This window comes from Amphibacillus sp. Q70 (genome assembly GCF_052055485.1).
Taxonomy (GTDB): Bacteria; Bacillota; Bacilli; order Bacillales; family Amphibacillaceae; genus Amphibacillus.
Genome location: NZ_CP197171.1, coordinates 1562913 through 1579471, shown reverse-complemented (window position 1 = coordinate 1579471; position 16559 = coordinate 1562913). Strand labels below are relative to the sequence as shown.

Genomic DNA, 16559 nt, shown 5'->3' with positions numbered 1-16559 from the left:
TTCCGTCTCACTCTTTTATCCGTTAACGTCAACTGTATTTCTTAAGATAATCATCATTATCGTATTCTAAAACCTTTAATATTGTTTTTCTATCAGTAATTAAATGGTTTACATATCTCTTTTTTAGGATAGCTAGAATAGCTCTCGCTTTATTTTCCCCTTGTGCAATGGCTATCGATTTCGAAACTTTTGATAATTGATCTAATGAAAGCCCTATCGTCCTTCTTTGTAGTTCTTCATGGGTAAAATTCCCTTGTGCATCAAAAAATCTACAGCAAACTTCTCCAACGGCAGCTTCTTTATTTAGAATTTTATAATCCCTTTTAGTCAACAGATCCCGCCACTGACTATTTGTATGATCTAAATCCCCTCCTACGCCAACAATAGCAAGATCTAATTCCGACCACATGGTACGTAATTCGTTGAAATACTTTGATTCTGTTATTCCTACAGCTAATTCTTCATTTTCTTGAATTGCTGTTGCATTAATAAATGAACCTTCCCCATGAAAAGTTCTAGCCATCTCATAAACTAATGTATTGACATGATATCTTGCATTAATGTGACTCGGCCCCCCTGCAAGGGGACAAAAGGTAACTTCTTTCACATGGCGAGGTTCAATTTTTTCAATCATTTGGCTTAGTGTTGCTCCCCATGAAATACCAACAATATCATTTTCACTAATTGAACTTCTAACAATAGCAGCCGCAGCATCTGCTATTGAGTGAGCCAGGTTTTCTTTTGTTTCTTCAAATTGGTTAGGGACTATTTCCACATGATCAAATCCATATTTGGATTGTATATATTCCTCAAGATTAAACAGATCAGAGTCAAAATCTTTTATTTCTACCTTTACTATTCCTTCATCTTTTGCTTTAGTGATCATCCTACTAATTGTGGTTCGATAGATATTTAAATCTTTAGCAATTTCTGATTGATTTTTGCCTTTTATAAAATACAGATATGCTACTTTTGCTAATATTTTTCTTCGATCCTTTTTCATAGATTTCCCCTTTCTTTTGCTCAAAATAATATGTACTAAGAATATCCTTCGTCTATACATTGATTATTAAAGAAAACCTTAGGTATATGATATCAACTCGAATATTACATACGCAACTATTTTATTTTCATTAGAAATATAATTAATTACCATTTGAAAATTATATATTTTTAATACTATTCTGATGAATTTCCTAACGTACAAAAAGGCGGTTATGTTCACAAAGATTATTGTAATACCGTGGAAATTGTAAAAACAAGTTGACAATAAGTTAATTATCAAGCTATACTTTTCAGAGAAAATATATAAATATGTTTGTGAAATAACGAACAAGGGGGATTTTCATGAAAAAAGTGATAAGTGTTCTGTTCTTAATGGTTTCATTTACTTTAATTGGATGTTCTAATCAAGAAGGTGACTCAACAGAAGGAGAGGCAAAATACGAACCTGGTACATATACTGAGGTTGTTCCTGGGCATAATGGTGATATCGAAGTGGATGTTACTTTCACAGAAAGCCGAATCGAGTCTGTTGAAATTGTTTCACATAATGAATCAGCAGGAATTAGTGATCAACCACTTAACGAATTTCCAGAGTTAATTGTTGAACATCAAGCACTGGGTATTGATGTTGTTACTGGAGCCACAGCTGTTTCTGAAGCTATATTGTTAGCAGTTGAAGGAGCTGTCGAACAAGCTGGTGGCGATGCACAGGCTCTAAGAGATGTTGTTGTTGAAACAGAACAAGTGGATGAAGTCGTTGAATTGGAAACTGACATTGTAGTTATTGGAGCTGGAGCTTCAGGCATGGCAGCAGCATTACGTGCCGATGAATTGGGTGCTGATGTTGTTTTACTAGAAAAAATGCCGTTTATCGGTGGAGCCATTTCAGTTAGTGGTGGAAACCAAGTGGTTATGGGATCAGAATTACAAGAAGAGGCTGGCGTAAGTGATGACAGTGTTGAAAGTATGGTTAACGACTTTTTAGAAAATGGTGCCTATTTAAATGATGAAGATATTTTAACATTTTTTGCGGAAGAAGTTGGTGAAACAACCGATTGGTTAAATCAGTATGTCGGTATTGAGTATGACATGGATGACGGATTGCATGTACTAGCTGAATACGAGAATGACAGAGAGTTAGCCTATGTAGATGGTGGTCCTGGATTTACTGCAACTGCCGAGGAAGCCATTGAAAATTCTAATATTGAGCTATATACTTCTACAACTGCAAATGAATTAGTAGTAGAAGATGAGGAAATTGTTGGAGTCATTGCACAGGAGAGCAATGGTCGGACTTATGAAATTTCCTCTCAATCAGTTATCTTAGCAACTGGTGGTTATGGAAACAGTGATGAATTATTAACTGAAGAGTTAGAAGATATTTTATATTATGGTATAGAGTCAGCAACTGGTGACGGTATTTTAATGGCTCAAGAAGCCGCAGATGCTGATACTCAATTAATGGAATATGGAAAACAATATCCAAATGGGGTAGAAGTTTCAGAAGGAATTGCCAAATCTACCATTGGAGGAAACATCACAGCATTTAACGAAGGATCTGCTATTCTTATTAATGATGCTGGTGAACGTGTCGTAAATGAAAAAGGAAGTAACCGTGAAATTTTAGACGTACAGTTGGAAGAAGAGTCCCAAATGTTTTACCTCCTATTAGATGAAGAAACATTTGATATGTGGACCCCTGGATTAGAACATGCCGGTATTTCTGAAAATGATATTAATGGCTGGCTTGAAAATAACGGTTCTGAAACACCTTATTTCTTACATGGAGAAACATTAGAAGAAGTCGCTGAAATAGCTGATATTGATCCTACTGTGCTTACTGAAACAGTTGAAGAATACAATACTGCTGTTCAAAATGAGAATGATGAGGCTTTTAATCGTCCAGTAGAATTTATGAACAAAGAGATTGAAGGGGATTATTTCTATCTTATTGAACAAAAACCACGATTTGCAACAACAATGGGTGGTTTGGTATTAAATGAAGATTTACAAGTCATGAATACTGAGCAGGAAGCAGTAACTGGCTTATACGCAGCTGGTGAAATTGAAGGTGGAGTAATGGGTGACGACTCTCCATCAGGTGCCAATAATGCTTGGGCTTTAACTTCAGGGAAAGCTGCTGCCGAAAGAGCTTTTGAAGCAATACAAGAAGACTAATGAACAGTCCATTTTAAAATTAAAAGCCGAAAAACATCATGACTATGGTGTTTTTCAGCTTTTTGACTGTAAAATTTAAGTTTTAGTTTTAACCTATAAAATCTTTTGATTAATTATTCCCAACTTCCTTCCTACGATTAATCAAGTGTTATTTTTTATATCATTAAATCTGCGATGCAGTAACCTTTTACGCGAATATCGAAGCTAGTTCACAATCTTAACGTCCATCAAGAGAAGCTGAGTAGAGCTTCTATCCAATGTTTTGATTGAAATGGTAAGTCGAAAAGTCAGATAGGGCACTTCTATCCCATATTTCAAACAAAATCGCGAGCTAAAATGTCGGATAGAAGACCTCTATCAAACATTTCAAATGAAATCATGAACCAAAATGTCGGATAGAGATCTTCTAACCCCTCTATCTCATACTGCAAACAAAATACAAATCAAAAAGTAGAAGAGATGATCCGATTTACAATTTCACAAAAGGGGCCTCCCCACAATAACACTTTCTATTTCTAGTGATCTTACTTTTCTGTAATCTTTGATTTTGAGCGTCTTATGCATAAAGAAAAATGATATTTATTCTTTTTTTACATTTTGAATTGTACCTTTTATATACCATTTAGAACTCTCCTTGACTCATTATACAGTGTTCCATCAACATCTAAACATGTAATTTTCTTCTCTCTATTATCAAGGAAACCTACTAAGAAAAAGGTTAGATACTCGTTATTAGTAGGTTTAAACTCTTGTTTAACGCTGTTTAACAAAAATACAACAATTTAGCAGCATTTAAAGTAATGACAATATAACTACACTAAGAAACTTGTTCAACAAATTCTTCAAAGTTACTTTTAATAATACTTACTTGAGGACCATAGATAATTTGAATACCTAATCCCTTTTTGATTATTCCCCTAGCTCCATTTTGTTTCAATAATTCTTCATCAACTTTATCGGGATTATTAACTGTCAATCTCAATCGAGTAGCGCATGCATCAATATCAACAAGATTGTCTATACCTCCAATCGCTTTTAAAATGACATTGGATAATTCATCTTCTGTATTCTCAGAAGGTAGATTTTTATTTTTAAAATCATCCTTAGTATACAATTTAGTTTCCCCAGAATTCTCCCTTCCTGGAGTTGGAATGTTAAATTTTTCAATTAGAAACTTGAATACAAAGAAATAAAGTATTGCATAACCAATAAATACAAAAGTAATCATCAACCAGTTAGTCTTAGCATTACCTTGCAAAGGACCATATAAAAGAAAATCAATTAAGCCACATGAGAAAGTTGTACCAATACATATATTAAGTAAATGCATTAAGACAAATGAAATTCCTGCAAATACACAATGAATAATAAAAAGAAATGGTGCAATAAATAGAAAAGTAAACTCAATAGGTTCGGTAATCCCTGTTAAAAATGACGTCAGAGCTGCTGAAAATAAGAGCCCCCCAACCAATTTACGATTTTCTGGTTTTGCTACTTTATACATTGCATATGCTGCTGCAGGCAGTCCTGCCATCATGAATGAATATTTTCCAGTCATAAAACGACAAGCATCTACACTAAATTTTATTGTATTTGGAGAAGCAAGTTCTGCAAAATAAATATTTTGCGCTCCAGCAATCGTTACCCCATCAATTATCGCAGTTCCACCAAGTGCTGTTTGCCAAAATGGAATGTAAAATACATGATGTAATCCAAACGGTATTAAAGCGCGTTCCATAAATCCAAATATAAAAGTTCCAAAATATCCAGATTCCGTTACCAATCCCCCTGCTGAAAATATAGCAGATTGGATTAATGGCCAGATGAAATAAAAAGCAACGCCAACAAAAATATAAGTCAGAACAGAAATGATTGGTACAAATCTTACACCTGCAAAAAAGGACAATGCACTCGGAAGTTCCTGCTTGTAGAAGCGATTATGCAATGCAGCAACGCCTAAACCAACAGCAATACCACCAAACACTCCCATTTCAAGTGAGGAGATCCCAACAACTGATGTAATAGCACCATCTAATACGTCACTTCCTAAAGAACCATCGGCTAATATACTACCATCAGCTTGTAATAATGCGTTGATTGTTGTATGCATGACAAAGAAAGAAATTGCTGCGGATAAGGCTGAGACTGCTTTCTCTTGCTTTGCCATTCCAATTGCCACAGATATCGCAAAAATTATTGGTAGGTTACCAAATATTGCATTCCCAACTTGTGAAAAGATTGAAAACAAGACATGGAGAACCGTTCCATTCCCTAACAACCCTTCTAGATTATATGCTTCTATTGTTCCTTGATTAGTTAACGCTGATCCAATCCCTAATAAAAGGCCTGCTATTGGTAAAATGGAAACTGGCAGAAAAAATGAACGACCAATTTTTTGAATTGTTGCAAAAATCACACTTCCATTCTTTTCCTCTTTATTCATTTTTTAGTCCTCCATATCGTTTTTTAAATTCCGAGACACATCATCACTGACAGTTATCCCTTTTGTTTCTAAATGCTCAATCACATGACCGAATTGAGGTAGATATTTTTTATGAGCAATCAATAATTCATCTAACACTTTTTTACCTGTTTCACCAGATGGAATAAGCGGATTCATTATGAAAGCTTGTAATGCTAAACTATAATCTCCTTTAACTGCTGCTTCACATATGGTTATTTCCATATTCTTCATTAATTGCAACCAGCCTTTTTCAGTAGAATTAAACGTCCCAAATGATTGTGTGATTGCCCCGGTTGCCCCGATTGTTGAAGAAACTTCTACAACACATTCTGGAGGTAAATCTGGAATGGCACCATTATTGATAGTTGATACTACCATCTGTGTTTGCTTATTAGAATGGATTGAAGCAATTGTTTCACAAGCTGCATCAGAGTAATACGCACCTCCCCTTTTTGAAAGTTGATCAGGCTTATGATCAAGATTGGGGTCCTTATATAATTCAAACAATTGATCTTCTGTCTCTTTTACTTGTTCTCCACGCGTCCCATTTGTTTTGAATTCTTCTAGCGTGTGAGCAAGCATCTCCTCTTGACGATAATAGTATCGATGATAGCCACATGGAATCATATTCAAATTATCAAGTTGCTCTTTAAAGAATGGGACACTAAAGATATTCTTAGGTAACCCTGCATCTTTTTCCATCATTTCTTTCAAGATTTTAGAAGTTACATTTATACCATCGTTATTGAAAACGCGATGCCAATGAAAATGGTTTAAACCAGCAAATTGATAAATTAATTCTGAGTTTTTCTTGTTAATCAACTCTGGTTCTTCCATAGTGGCAATTAGGGGGATATTACACAGTCCAATGACTCGATCCCATTTTCCGTAACGAACAATTGCCTCTGTTACCATCCCACTTGGATTTGTAAAATTGATCAACCATGCATTTGGACAATATTTTTTCATGTCTTCTACAATTTCTAAAATTACTGGAATGGTACGAAAAGCTTTCAAAATTCCTCCAGCACCATTTGTTTCTTGACCCAACATTCCATAATAAGAAGGAATGCGCTCATCCTTGATTCGTGCTTCTAGAAAGCCTACTCTAAATTGAGTAGTAACATAATCTGCATTTATCAAAGCCTCTTTACGATCTAGAGTAGTATGAACTTTGACTTCATATGGAGATGCATCCCACATCCTTTGTGCCATCGCACCAATAATTTCAAGCTTCTCCTTACCTTCTTCAATATCTACTAGCCAAAGTTCTTTGATAGGCAAATCATTGTATCTTTTAATAAATCCTTCTATTAATTCTGGTGTATAACTACTTCCTCCACCTATTGTTGCTATTTTCACCATCTTTGTTACCTCCTAAAATATTGATACCTCAAATTTTCTAGTAAAACTTTTTCCTTGATCCAATGATTCTATAGCATCTTTTTGCTCGAGAACTTGTTTAGTCCCTATCCGATCTGCAATTCCACACCACGGCTGTATACAAACAAGATTACCTGTAGTTGGATATGGCGACCATATACCTAAATAAGGGAAATTTTCATAAGTCAAGTTAAGCTTCTGGTAATCCTTGTTGGTTTTCAATTGGATTTCAGTTTTTCCTTCCGTTTGAAAAATAAGGGCATCATTTTTAAATATTTCATGATTCAGTTGAAATTCTTGTGTTTCCTCAAGTACCGCATTTTTTATATCTGCTTGTTTTTCCTTATTTAAACTAATTCGATAGCGTGGTCTTTTCGGTAAAATCTCTATAAAATAATCTTCAAAGGATAAATTGGGATTAATAGGTACTGTAAAACCTATATGATTTCCAAAAGAAAAATACATAGTTTCTTTACCAACATTCTTAATAGTACTTTTAATTGACAGGCAATTGTCTATCAGAAGATATTGAATTGTCACCTTAAAATCGAACGGATAGATTTTTAGAGTTTCAGTTGTACTTGAAAAACTAAAAACGGCCTCTTCCTCCGAGCAATAATCTAGTCGAAAATCAACATCTCTTAAAAAGCCATGTTGACCTAATTCGAATTTTCTGTTTTGATAAAAGTAGGTATTGTCTTTCAATTTACCTATTATCGGAAAAAGAAAAGGTGCACTTCTGTTCCAAATACTAGAGTTTGCTTGCCAAATATATTCATATCCTGTGGCGATATTTTTCATGCTGAGAAGTTCAGCGCCATGAGTCGATATTGTAACCATGCATATTTCATTGTATAACTTAATGATACAAATCCACCTCCTTAGGTAATTTTTAGAATCGATTCTTGAATAAAGAGTAACATGGAAAAAAGAACAAATGGTTCCAGAGTTTGAAACTGGTTTCAATAGAGAATATTAAATGAGGTGTCACATGAAAATCGAGGAATTAATCAATGAACACTATCAATACTTGAGTCCTACTGAACAATCTATTTCAGAATATATTTCTAATCATAAGAATGAGTTAAAAACAATTTCTATAACAAAACTTGCTGAAAAAACTAATTCTTCCAAAGCATCTATCGTTCGTTTTTCACAAAAAATCGGTTTTAGGGGGTTTTCTGAGTTAAAAAGTTTTTCTCTTTGGGAAGATCGAAATACTCCTTCAATATTGACCCATACAACAAAGTCTACTATTATTCAATCTTTAGAAAAGACGATAGATTACCTAAATAAATCTAACTGGAATGATATCTATCAATTAATTGATCATTGTAAAAAAATCTATGTTCTTTACACAGGTGTTTCTCAAAAAAATCAAACGATTGAAATGGAGCGGCTTTTTCTTTTTATTGATAAACCCGTTCTATCCATCCCTGCTGATAAAGAGTTATATGAATTTAAACACTTTTTTAATATTCTTAAACAAAATGATCTAATCCTGATTGTTTCATTATCTGGAAATAATGAAAATTTAAATGATGTACTCAATCTACTTGCTCTAAAACGGGCAAAAATTATTTCACTGACTAGCCACACAGATAACTTACTATCTCAAAGAGTAGACTATCGATTATATGCAAGCAGTCTAAACAATAGCGAAGGACCAGAATACTCACTACAGTCTAATTCTTTGTTTTACGTTATTATTGAAGCATTAGTATTTGGTTATTTAGAATATAAAAATCTACAATGAAAGGATTTTTGAAACCTTTACAGATAAGAATGGTAGGAATAATGAAACATGTTAATAGAGAAATATACAGCGTGTATCTTTAGCTAAAAACATAAATTGGATAATGATATCGCTCTGCCAGCCAACACCAGAATTGTTCATTTAATTTCTCTAAAGATTTTATCGAGCCTACCAACAGTAAAGGGTTAAAGCTAATTTGAATGATCTGCCTTGTCTTTTGTCTTAGAAACTTATGTTGGCATATACACTAATGGAATGACTATACACGCACATACATATTGAAGTGTTTTGGAACAATGAATTTCTCTATTACCCACATAAATCATCATTGTTTTTTTCTCTTCGACATTAAGTTTCCTTGAGCACAACCCTTACACCATCAGATTCCTTTAATAAGAGGAGTTGTCCGAAAGGCATCAGATCCCAGCAGTCATCTTGTACACAAGCAAAAATATAATTGCTCTTTTCTAACTATCGCTTTATATGAACCGAATGATAAAGAAATGATTGACTCCTTAATAGGGATACAACAGTGTTACAATCATTTTGAATTAACTATATGAAGCATGATATTCTTATTCATGAGAAAGTTCTTGTTTGGCTTTGGTTGATTTAGTCACTTGCATCGTACACGGGGATCCCTTTTTTATATTATTTTATGGTAAGGTATGGATAATCGCTATATTCGAGTGAATAATCTAATAAACATACATTTTTTATAACCCATATAAATTGGAGAACTACTTCAAGCTTAGAAAAAACAACAAAAAAGACGTTTCACAGAACAAAGTGTGAAACGCCTAAAAGTTTTGAAATAAAGTTTTTTAACATTTGAATAATTGGAAAGTTTGATTAAAATAAGTTAGCGAAACTATATTCATCTAAGTAAATTTCAAATTATCCCTCAATTTCAGATAAGCTTGCCATAACCACGGATGTATCACCTTAATATCATGATTCAGTATATAATCAATATAATAATATGCTGCATTTTCTAGAGAGATATTCAATGCTTTAACTAGCCCTGCAAGGTATGGGGGGTCTCCCTTTCGATCCCATTTTATTTTATCTGCAATAAATACGACTAAATCTAAATCGGAGTATTCTTCCTTTAAAGTAGTATGACATTCAATGGCAGATAGTATGGTTAAATCTGTCACATTAAATTCGTTTAAAGCAATTTTCCTAGATATTCTTTGATGAATGATCATTGGAAATTCTAATTCCTCTTTATATAATTCTATTCCCATCTTATTTGCCACATCAATTCTCTGGTCATTCGGATAAATTGCAGAAACGTCATGTAAATAACCTGCTACCTTAGCTTTATAGGGTTCAGCTAAAAAATTCTTACCTAATTCATAAGCATAGTTACCTACATCCATACAATGATGATATGTTTCTATACATCCCTGATCAAAAAGAAATCTTTTTATTGAATTCTGTAAATAATTCATTACTATAAGTTACTCCCCTTAAAAAATAATCTATTCTCTATCAGAAGTGTTTCTAATTAACCTAGTTCTCAAATTAATAATCTCATTTTCTATTACTCAAACCTGATTCTCTAATTAAAGCACAGTTTTATATCCAGGTCCTTAAACAATATTTAAAGCAGTTTATAACCTAATACCGAAAATTACAGTTAAATTAGTTCCCAAGGCATATATAAGTGCGTGTTCAACAAGGAGTGAAAAGAACTGTTTCGATTAAATTCACCACGTCCTATGGCTACACTAACAAATCATATAAGTTAAAGGTTGAAACAACGTGGTTTTGACACGGGGAATAGTTTTTCCTTTTTGAAATTAACATTTATCACTTGCTTCTAGAAAACTACTCTGCAAGTTGATCCAACATACCCTGTCTAACTTCAAAGGTGTTGGCCTTTTCGTCCTTCAAATTACTTTTAAATTGCTCAATCGAAACAGATTCATTAATCTCCCCGTTTAAAGTCATTATTTCAATCAATTTATTTGCCTTCACAACTTCCTCATATTGTTGTAAAACTTCAGGATGAGTAAAATATTCTTCTGGTGAAACATCCAACTCCTCAGCTAGACTAATGTATAGCTCAGATAATTCTGGAGAAACGTCTTTTTCAAAAGCTTCTTTTGTTTGTTCTGCATAATTTAATACGTCTGATTCAGCAACTGTAACTCCTTGTTCGTCAGCAAACTGTAATAATAGTTTGTTTTCTATGATCCGATTTAAAATTTCTTCGTCACTTATATCCATTTTGATGCTATTTAGTTGATGAACTAAGCATAAATTTTCCTTATAATCGAGAAATTCCTCAGCGGTCACGTTAAAGTCTTCTCCTTCTACTAAAATAGCATTTGAGTCAATCACTTCTAATTCCTCTTCTTTTTCACCGAAAAAATTGCTCATCCTAAAATCACTGAACCTTAGTATTAAACTAAAAACAAGCAATAACCCAATGACTGCAATTAATAATAGATATATCCCTTTCTGCTTAAGCATGGGCTTTTCCTCCTGCCATTTGGTATGATGCTTTATTATTACATCTTCCACCTACATTTTGACCAATAATTAATAAAGATATCTACAATTTTAGCATAAAAAATAAGAAGCAGATATTAACTGCTCCTTCAATTGGCCTGTCATTCTTGTCTCTTTCAATTTTAACTTCTTATCGGCTTAAGCTGAATCACTAATTCAAAATGGCTATCTAGCTCTTATAGAGATTGCTGATAAACCAACGGATCAAACAAAGTCACTTTGCTTGATGATCGACATTATTAACTTCTATCTTTCATGATCATTTGGTGAATGATTCGTTTCAACACCTTGTTGGGCAGCCAATAAATCACGGATTTCTGCTAAATACTGCTCTGCTGTTGGCGCTTCTGGTTCTGGCTCTGGTTCTTCCTTTTTATGAGCTAATTTGTTTATTCCTTTTATGACCAGAAATAAAATAAGTGCAATTAATAAGAAATCAATAATTGCTTGGATAAAAAATCCATACTCAATTTTTGCTTCACCAATTTGAATCGTCAAAGCACTAACATTGGCATTTCCAGTTATTGCAACGATAACCGGAGTAATGATATGTTCAACCAATGCTGTAACAATGGCTGTAAAGGCAGCTCCCATAACAACCCCAACTGCTAAATCTAATACATTTCCGCGCATAATAAATTCTTTAAATTCTTTAATCATTCTTTACTCCCCATTTCTCTATATCAGCTATTTATTATACAAAATTCTTTATTGTATTGTACTCAAAAGTAAGTGTTTATTCAATTAGAATAACTTCTATGTTTTTTGCTCGTTTTGATTATCCGAAATGTCGGATAGAGCGTTACTATCTATATTTCAAGCAAGCTATCATATCAAAAGTCAAATAGCACAACACTATTTCGTGTTTTAAGCAAAATTACAAAACAAAAAGCCGGATCAAATAACTTATCCGACTTCTCTAAAGAGATACTGCTAATCAGGATTAAGCGATTGTGTCCTGATTATCGAATATCCAAAATTTAATTATCAGTCTAGTAAAATAGCTGGTACTGTAAAAATAGAATCTTCGAACACGGATAAAACGAAACTTCAATCAGTGGGAGTTGAGTAAATCAGGACATTAGCTCACCTGATCTCCCTCCTAACTAAATCGATTTATCTCTATTTAGGTGGAATCACAAGTTCAAATCGCCACATCATGCGATAGATAACAACTGCATGATCAAGATCCTGTTGTCCCGAGTTTACAGACAGTTATCTGTGATAAACTATTTCTCGATAACATTTTGCATTTAATTGTTAGACATATGACAGCCCCCTTTACTTGTTTAAATAAAAGTTTCTTACCACTGCTTCTGCCTTCTTACCATATATATCAAATCCACAATTTGAAGCAGCTGCTTTTTTTGGATAGAGCTCCGTTGACCAATCCCACCAGAAGAAACCGCCAAACCATGGTTCCTTCCAAAAAACTTCTAACACGGATTGATAAAAGTTTGCTTGTTCATCTTGATCAACCGGTAAATCGACATGTTCAAAATCCCAAGGCATCGTTGCACAACCTTTAGCACTTCGACAACCAATTTCAACAAAGACAATCGGTTTATTAAATTTCTCATGTAGCTTTAACAGCTTTTCTTTAACAGGTTGCCAATTTTCCTTCATCACTTCAACACTTTCACCCGGTTTATCAGCAACAGGATAGTACGCACTTGTTCCAATATAATCGACATGGTTAAACCACGCTACTCCTTCTTCTTTGCCATGATTAGCATTATAGATGATCGGACCGTGATAATGTTCGCGGACTTCTGCAATCACTTGCTTCCAATCAGAGACCCGATGTTCAGTTGCCACCATCTCACAGCCAATCGTAAACATATCACATTCAAGCTCTTCTGCTAGCTCAGCGTAGTGATTAAGGAAGTGACGATAAGATTGGAACCATGCCTGCCACTTATCCTCCGCTTCATCTGGAAAACCAATTCGAGCACGCCAAATTCGATCTCGTGAATTAACAACGGGCTTTAAACATACTTTCAAGCCAAGTTCCTTAGCCCGTTCTACTGCAAAAATAATATCTCGATCTGTCATGGTATGATTATAATCAAAAAAAATCTCGGTCGAACAATAGGTTTCCTGATAAGTATAAAAGGATAATGCAATCCATTCACTACCTGTTTCTTTTAACTTCTTTAATGAATCAATTGCTTCCTCAGTACGGTAATCTCCTCTTTTTCTGTCCCAACCATATGTCATTCCCTTGATGAAAATTTCCTGCATGAGTTTCTTCCTCTCTATAAATTTAACGTGATTGATAATAAGTTTTAATTATTTGCTCTGCTGGCTTGCCATAGACACCATAATCATCATTCTGTTCAACTTCACTTTCATCGTGCAAATAAGTTTGCCAATCCCATAAGCCAAAACCACCGACCCATGATCTCCTCTTTGTTTGCTCAAACATCACCTGATAATAATCGGCTTGTTCCTGCAGATTAACTGATCCTTCTAGCGCCCAATCGTTTGGAATCATCGCTGAACCTGACCGACTGGGACAACCTGCTTCAGCAAAGAAAAATGGCTTATCATATTTCTTAATCACTGCCTCAATTCGATCCAATTGATTTTCCCAATCATTGATTGGATAATAACCACTTGAAGAAATAAGATCAAGTGCATCCCAAAATGTTACATTATCCTCTTGGTATTTGTCCGTATTATAAGTAACTAAACCTTGATATTCTTGACGAACTTCGGCAATTAATTGACGCCAGTAAGCTTCTTTTCGTTCTGTTTGAACCATTTCACAACCGACGATAAACATGTCACATGCTGTTTTCTCAGCTATTCTTGCATAATGCTTTTGATAATCCCTATAGCTTGCAAACCAATCACCCCATTTAGGTTCACAAGGAACATCAGTGTCAAAGAAATTAATATGGGCACGCCATGTTCCATCTTTACAATTCACTGTTGGCTTTAAAATCACCTTAAGCCCAAGTGATTTGGCATATTCAATCATTTCTATTAACTCATCGTCATCAACCATATGTAATCCCTTATAATCAATTTCAGTTGTATGTGCTGTCTCTTGTAGAGCAGTCAAAGCAATAATACAGTACTCACTTGCCGTTCGTTCTTGCATTAAACGTAAACTCTCTTTTGCCCGTTCTGTTTTAAAATAACCCTTCTGACTATCCCAGCCAAAGGTAAAACCTTTAATAAATTCCATGTTAATTCCTCCAGACATTTTGTTAAGAAAAACAAGCGTTCATTCTTCTTTTTAATTGCACACAGATAGGCTGATTCCAGCGTTCCCACAAATGATTTTCACAGAGGTGAATAACCACACTAAGGAAAGCTGTGAAGTATTTACATCACATGAATAATTGTAGGTGTCTTTTCTCTGAGCCCTAGATTTGCGGAACCTATTCGAAGAGCTTTTTTATACTTGCACGATCATCAAAAACAGATAGAAGAGCCCTATCACGTGTTTTAAATTAGCCTTCACTGCAAAAAGCTAGATAGAATGCTTCTATTCGATTTTCTAAAGTCTTTAAAATTTCTGCTTCATTAAATAACTTTCTTGGGACTGCGATTACCAATGTTGTCAGGTTAAGACGCCCGCTATGGAAAAACACTACGCTTTCCGTGGGCGTGGCTTGAGCTAACTTTGCCAAGCAAAAAACACTTGTCAAAGTGGATCTCAAGCTCACGCTTTTCCCACAGGAGTCTGCGTGTTTTTCCTTCGCTAGCTGGTTTGACTTTCATTTGTATTAAAGTTGATACTCGATTTCATTCCATCATTTTCTTATCTTAAAGAAGGGACAACTAAACATAAGCCAAATTAAAATAGGATTCACCCATACAACAGATCCATTTAGGTGATTGGACGAAAGGTGGTGACTCCAGCGGAAATAAGACAAGGAAAACTCCGTCAGCGAGACATCGCACGAAGAAAATCGCTTTTTATTTTCGAGGATGAGTTGAAGATCCACTTTTGTAGCGCATTAGGCTACAAAAGCTAGCGGAAAGCATCCACCTGTAGTAGAAAGCACCGATCCTTAATATTTGAATCTTAGCATGCGATTTATCATTTTGAAATGGATTTACTTAATCGATTTTATTAACCTGACAACATTGCTGCGATTACTCGTCCCACCAAAGCCATTTCCTTTCCTCATGTGTAAGAAAAGCTAGAAAAGTACCGATCGACAATACCTTCCTAGCTCTTTTATTCCTTTTACATTCTACCGATTTCTTTGTCATCTGCGACGTCTTCATGATTAGCTTTTGCATAGGCAATAATCTCATCTACTGTTGTATATGCTAAACCTACTCTAGTATCAGCAGCACCATAGTAGATTGCAATTTTCCCTGATTCAGCATCATGTAATGTTGCACAGGGAAAAATAACATTGTCGACAAAACCGGTTGTTTCATAGCTTTCTTCCGGTGTTAAAACAAAGTTGCTTGATCGATATTTTACTCTTGAAGGCTCATCTAAATCTAAAATGGCTACCCCCATACTATAGACAAAACCATTACATGTACCCGTCACCCCATGATAGAACATCAACCAGCCTTCTGTTGTTTCAATAGGGGCTGGTCCACCACCAATCTTAACGTTTTGCCACCAGCCATCTCCACCTGTACCCATGACATGGCGGTGTTTTCCCCAGTACTTAAGATCTGGGCTTTCGCTCAAAAAGATATCCCCAAATGGCGTATGCCCACTGTCACTTGGACGTGACAACATAATATAATGACCATTTACTTTGCGGGGAAACAAGACACCATTACGGTTGAATGGTAAAAACGGATTCTCTAGACGGGTGAATGTTTTGAAGTCCTTCGTTTCAGCTAAACCAATTGAAGCACCATAAAAATCTGTACACCAAATAATATAATAGGTATCTTCCACCTTTAGTAAGCGAGGATCATAGGCATATTTGGGTTGGAACTTATTCCCGCTTTCATCAATAAATTCTATCCGTTCTTGATCAATCTTCCAATCTAGTGCATCATCACTATAACCTAAATGTAAATGTGGGCGGCCATTGGTTGTTTCAGCTCGGAAAACACCAATAAATTTGCCTTCATAGCCGATAACAGCACTATTAAAAATACGCGAAATTTGTTCAGCAGGATTTCGATCAATAACTGGATTTGCATGATGACGCCAAACAGGCGCATGATGTCCTTCCGGCTTATCTTGCCATGGCATGTTGGGTAAATTTTCTGAAATGATTTTTACATTAGACATATTAACATCCCTTCTTTATA

Annotated in this window: 12 protein-coding genes; 2 read left to right on the top strand and 10 right to left on the bottom strand. The window is 34.8% G+C overall.

Annotated features, from left to right (window positions below; all coding sequences use genetic code 11):
* Positions 1 to 28: 28 nt before the first annotated feature.
* Positions 29 to 1003, bottom strand: a complete 975-nt coding sequence (locus ACS127_RS07085) for a sugar-binding transcriptional regulator (RefSeq protein ID WP_440897722.1) — start codon at positions 1001 to 1003, stop codon at positions 29 to 31.
* A 344-nt stretch (positions 1004 to 1347) separates the two neighbouring features.
* Between ACS127_RS07085 and ACS127_RS07080 the strand changes: the two genes are divergently transcribed.
* Positions 1348 to 3183 (top strand): FAD-dependent oxidoreductase, encoded by a 1836-nt coding sequence (locus ACS127_RS07080; RefSeq protein WP_440897721.1) that lies wholly within the window; start codon positions 1348 to 1350, stop codon positions 3181 to 3183.
* Between the two features lie 817 nt (positions 3184 to 4000).
* Here the strand turns inward: ACS127_RS07080 and ACS127_RS07075 are convergent.
* The 3 genes from ACS127_RS07075 to ACS127_RS07065 are packed head-to-tail and all read right to left on the bottom strand — an operon-like array spanning position 4001 to position 7996.
* Complete coding sequence (locus ACS127_RS07075) at positions 4001 to 5626, bottom strand: PTS transporter subunit EIIC (protein ID WP_440897720.1); 1626 nt, start codon at positions 5624 to 5626, stop codon at positions 4001 to 4003.
* Between the two features lie 3 nt (positions 5627 to 5629).
* Positions 5630 to 7012 carry a 6-phospho-beta-glucosidase gene (locus ACS127_RS07070; RefSeq protein WP_440897719.1) on the bottom strand — a complete coding sequence of 461 codons (1383 nt, stop codon included), beginning with the start codon at positions 7010 to 7012 and terminating at the stop codon, positions 5630 to 5632.
* 12 nt (positions 7013 to 7024) lie between these two features.
* On the bottom strand, positions 7025 to 7996 hold the full coding sequence (locus tag ACS127_RS07065) for an aldose 1-epimerase family protein (RefSeq protein WP_440897718.1): 972 nt from the start codon (positions 7994 to 7996) through the stop codon (positions 7025 to 7027).
* A 25-nt stretch (positions 7997 to 8021) separates the two neighbouring features.
* Between ACS127_RS07065 and ACS127_RS07060 the strand changes: the two genes are divergently transcribed.
* On the top strand, positions 8022 to 8786 hold the full coding sequence (locus ACS127_RS07060) for a MurR/RpiR family transcriptional regulator (protein ID WP_440897717.1): 765 nt from the start codon (positions 8022 to 8024) through the stop codon (positions 8784 to 8786).
* 881 nt (positions 8787 to 9667) lie between these two features.
* Here ACS127_RS07060 and yqeK read toward each other — a convergent pair.
* The 6 genes from yqeK to ACS127_RS07030 all read right to left on the bottom strand — a co-directional run bounded on the left by yqeK (position 9668) and on the right by ACS127_RS07030 (position 16539).
* A complete protein-coding gene (yqeK, locus tag ACS127_RS07055) occupies positions 9668 to 10243 on the bottom strand; it encodes a bis(5'-nucleosyl)-tetraphosphatase (symmetrical) YqeK (protein ID WP_440897716.1) in 576 nt (191 codons plus the stop codon).
* A 379-nt stretch (positions 10244 to 10622) separates the two neighbouring features.
* Positions 10623 to 11270 carry a hypothetical protein gene (locus ACS127_RS07050; RefSeq protein ID WP_440897715.1) on the bottom strand — a complete coding sequence of 216 codons (648 nt, stop codon included), beginning with the start codon at positions 11268 to 11270 and terminating at the stop codon, positions 10623 to 10625.
* A 285-nt stretch (positions 11271 to 11555) separates the two neighbouring features.
* Complete coding sequence (mscL, locus tag ACS127_RS07045; protein ID WP_440897714.1) at positions 11556 to 11969, bottom strand: large-conductance mechanosensitive channel protein MscL; 414 nt, start codon at positions 11967 to 11969, stop codon at positions 11556 to 11558.
* A gap of 621 nt (positions 11970 to 12590) precedes the next feature.
* Positions 12591 to 13553 carry a glycoside hydrolase family 113 gene (locus ACS127_RS07040; RefSeq protein WP_440897713.1) on the bottom strand — a complete coding sequence of 321 codons (963 nt, stop codon included), beginning with the start codon at positions 13551 to 13553 and terminating at the stop codon, positions 12591 to 12593.
* 22 nt (positions 13554 to 13575) lie between these two features.
* Positions 13576 to 14505: a glycoside hydrolase family 113 gene (locus tag ACS127_RS07035; protein WP_440897712.1), complete on the bottom strand. Its 930-nt coding sequence runs from the start codon at positions 14503 to 14505 to the stop codon at positions 13576 to 13578.
* Between the two features lie 1011 nt (positions 14506 to 15516).
* Positions 15517 to 16539: a glycoside hydrolase family 130 protein gene (locus ACS127_RS07030; RefSeq protein WP_440897711.1), complete on the bottom strand. Its 1023-nt coding sequence runs from the start codon at positions 16537 to 16539 to the stop codon at positions 15517 to 15519.
* Between the last annotated feature and the right edge of the window lie 20 nt (positions 16540 to 16559).

Bases quoted from the DNA above. Each gene is read 5' to 3' on its own strand.
- ACS127_RS07075 (WP_440897720.1), bottom strand. From the start codon at position 5,626: ATGAATAAAGAGGAAAAGAATGGAAGTGTGATTTTTGCAACAATTCAA.
- ACS127_RS07035 (WP_440897712.1), bottom strand. From the start codon at position 14,505: ATGGAATTTATTAAAGGTTTTACCTTTGGCTGGGATAGTCAGAAGGGT.
- yqeK (WP_440897716.1), bottom strand. From the start codon at position 10,243: ATGAATTATTTACAGAATTCAATAAAAAGATTTCTTTTTGATCAGGGA.
- ACS127_RS07080 (WP_440897721.1), top strand. From the start codon at position 1,348: ATGAAAAAAGTGATAAGTGTTCTGTTCTTAATGGTTTCATTTACTTTA.
- ACS127_RS07030 (WP_440897711.1), bottom strand. From the start codon at position 16,539: ATGTCTAATGTAAAAATCATTTCAGAAAATTTACCCAACATGCCATGG.
- ACS127_RS07060 (WP_440897717.1), top strand. From the start codon at position 8,022: ATGAAAATCGAGGAATTAATCAATGAACACTATCAATACTTGAGTCCT.
- mscL (WP_440897714.1), bottom strand. From the start codon at position 11,969: ATGATTAAAGAATTTAAAGAATTTATTATGCGCGGAAATGTATTAGAT.
- ACS127_RS07040 (WP_440897713.1), bottom strand. From the start codon at position 13,553: ATGCAGGAAATTTTCATCAAGGGAATGACATATGGTTGGGACAGAAAA.
- ACS127_RS07050 (WP_440897715.1), bottom strand. From the start codon at position 11,270: ATGCTTAAGCAGAAAGGGATATATCTATTATTAATTGCAGTCATTGGG.
- ACS127_RS07085 (WP_440897722.1), bottom strand. From the start codon at position 1,003: ATGAAAAAGGATCGAAGAAAAATATTAGCAAAAGTAGCATATCTGTAT.
- ACS127_RS07070 (WP_440897719.1), bottom strand. From the start codon at position 7,012: ATGGTGAAAATAGCAACAATAGGTGGAGGAAGTAGTTATACACCAGAA.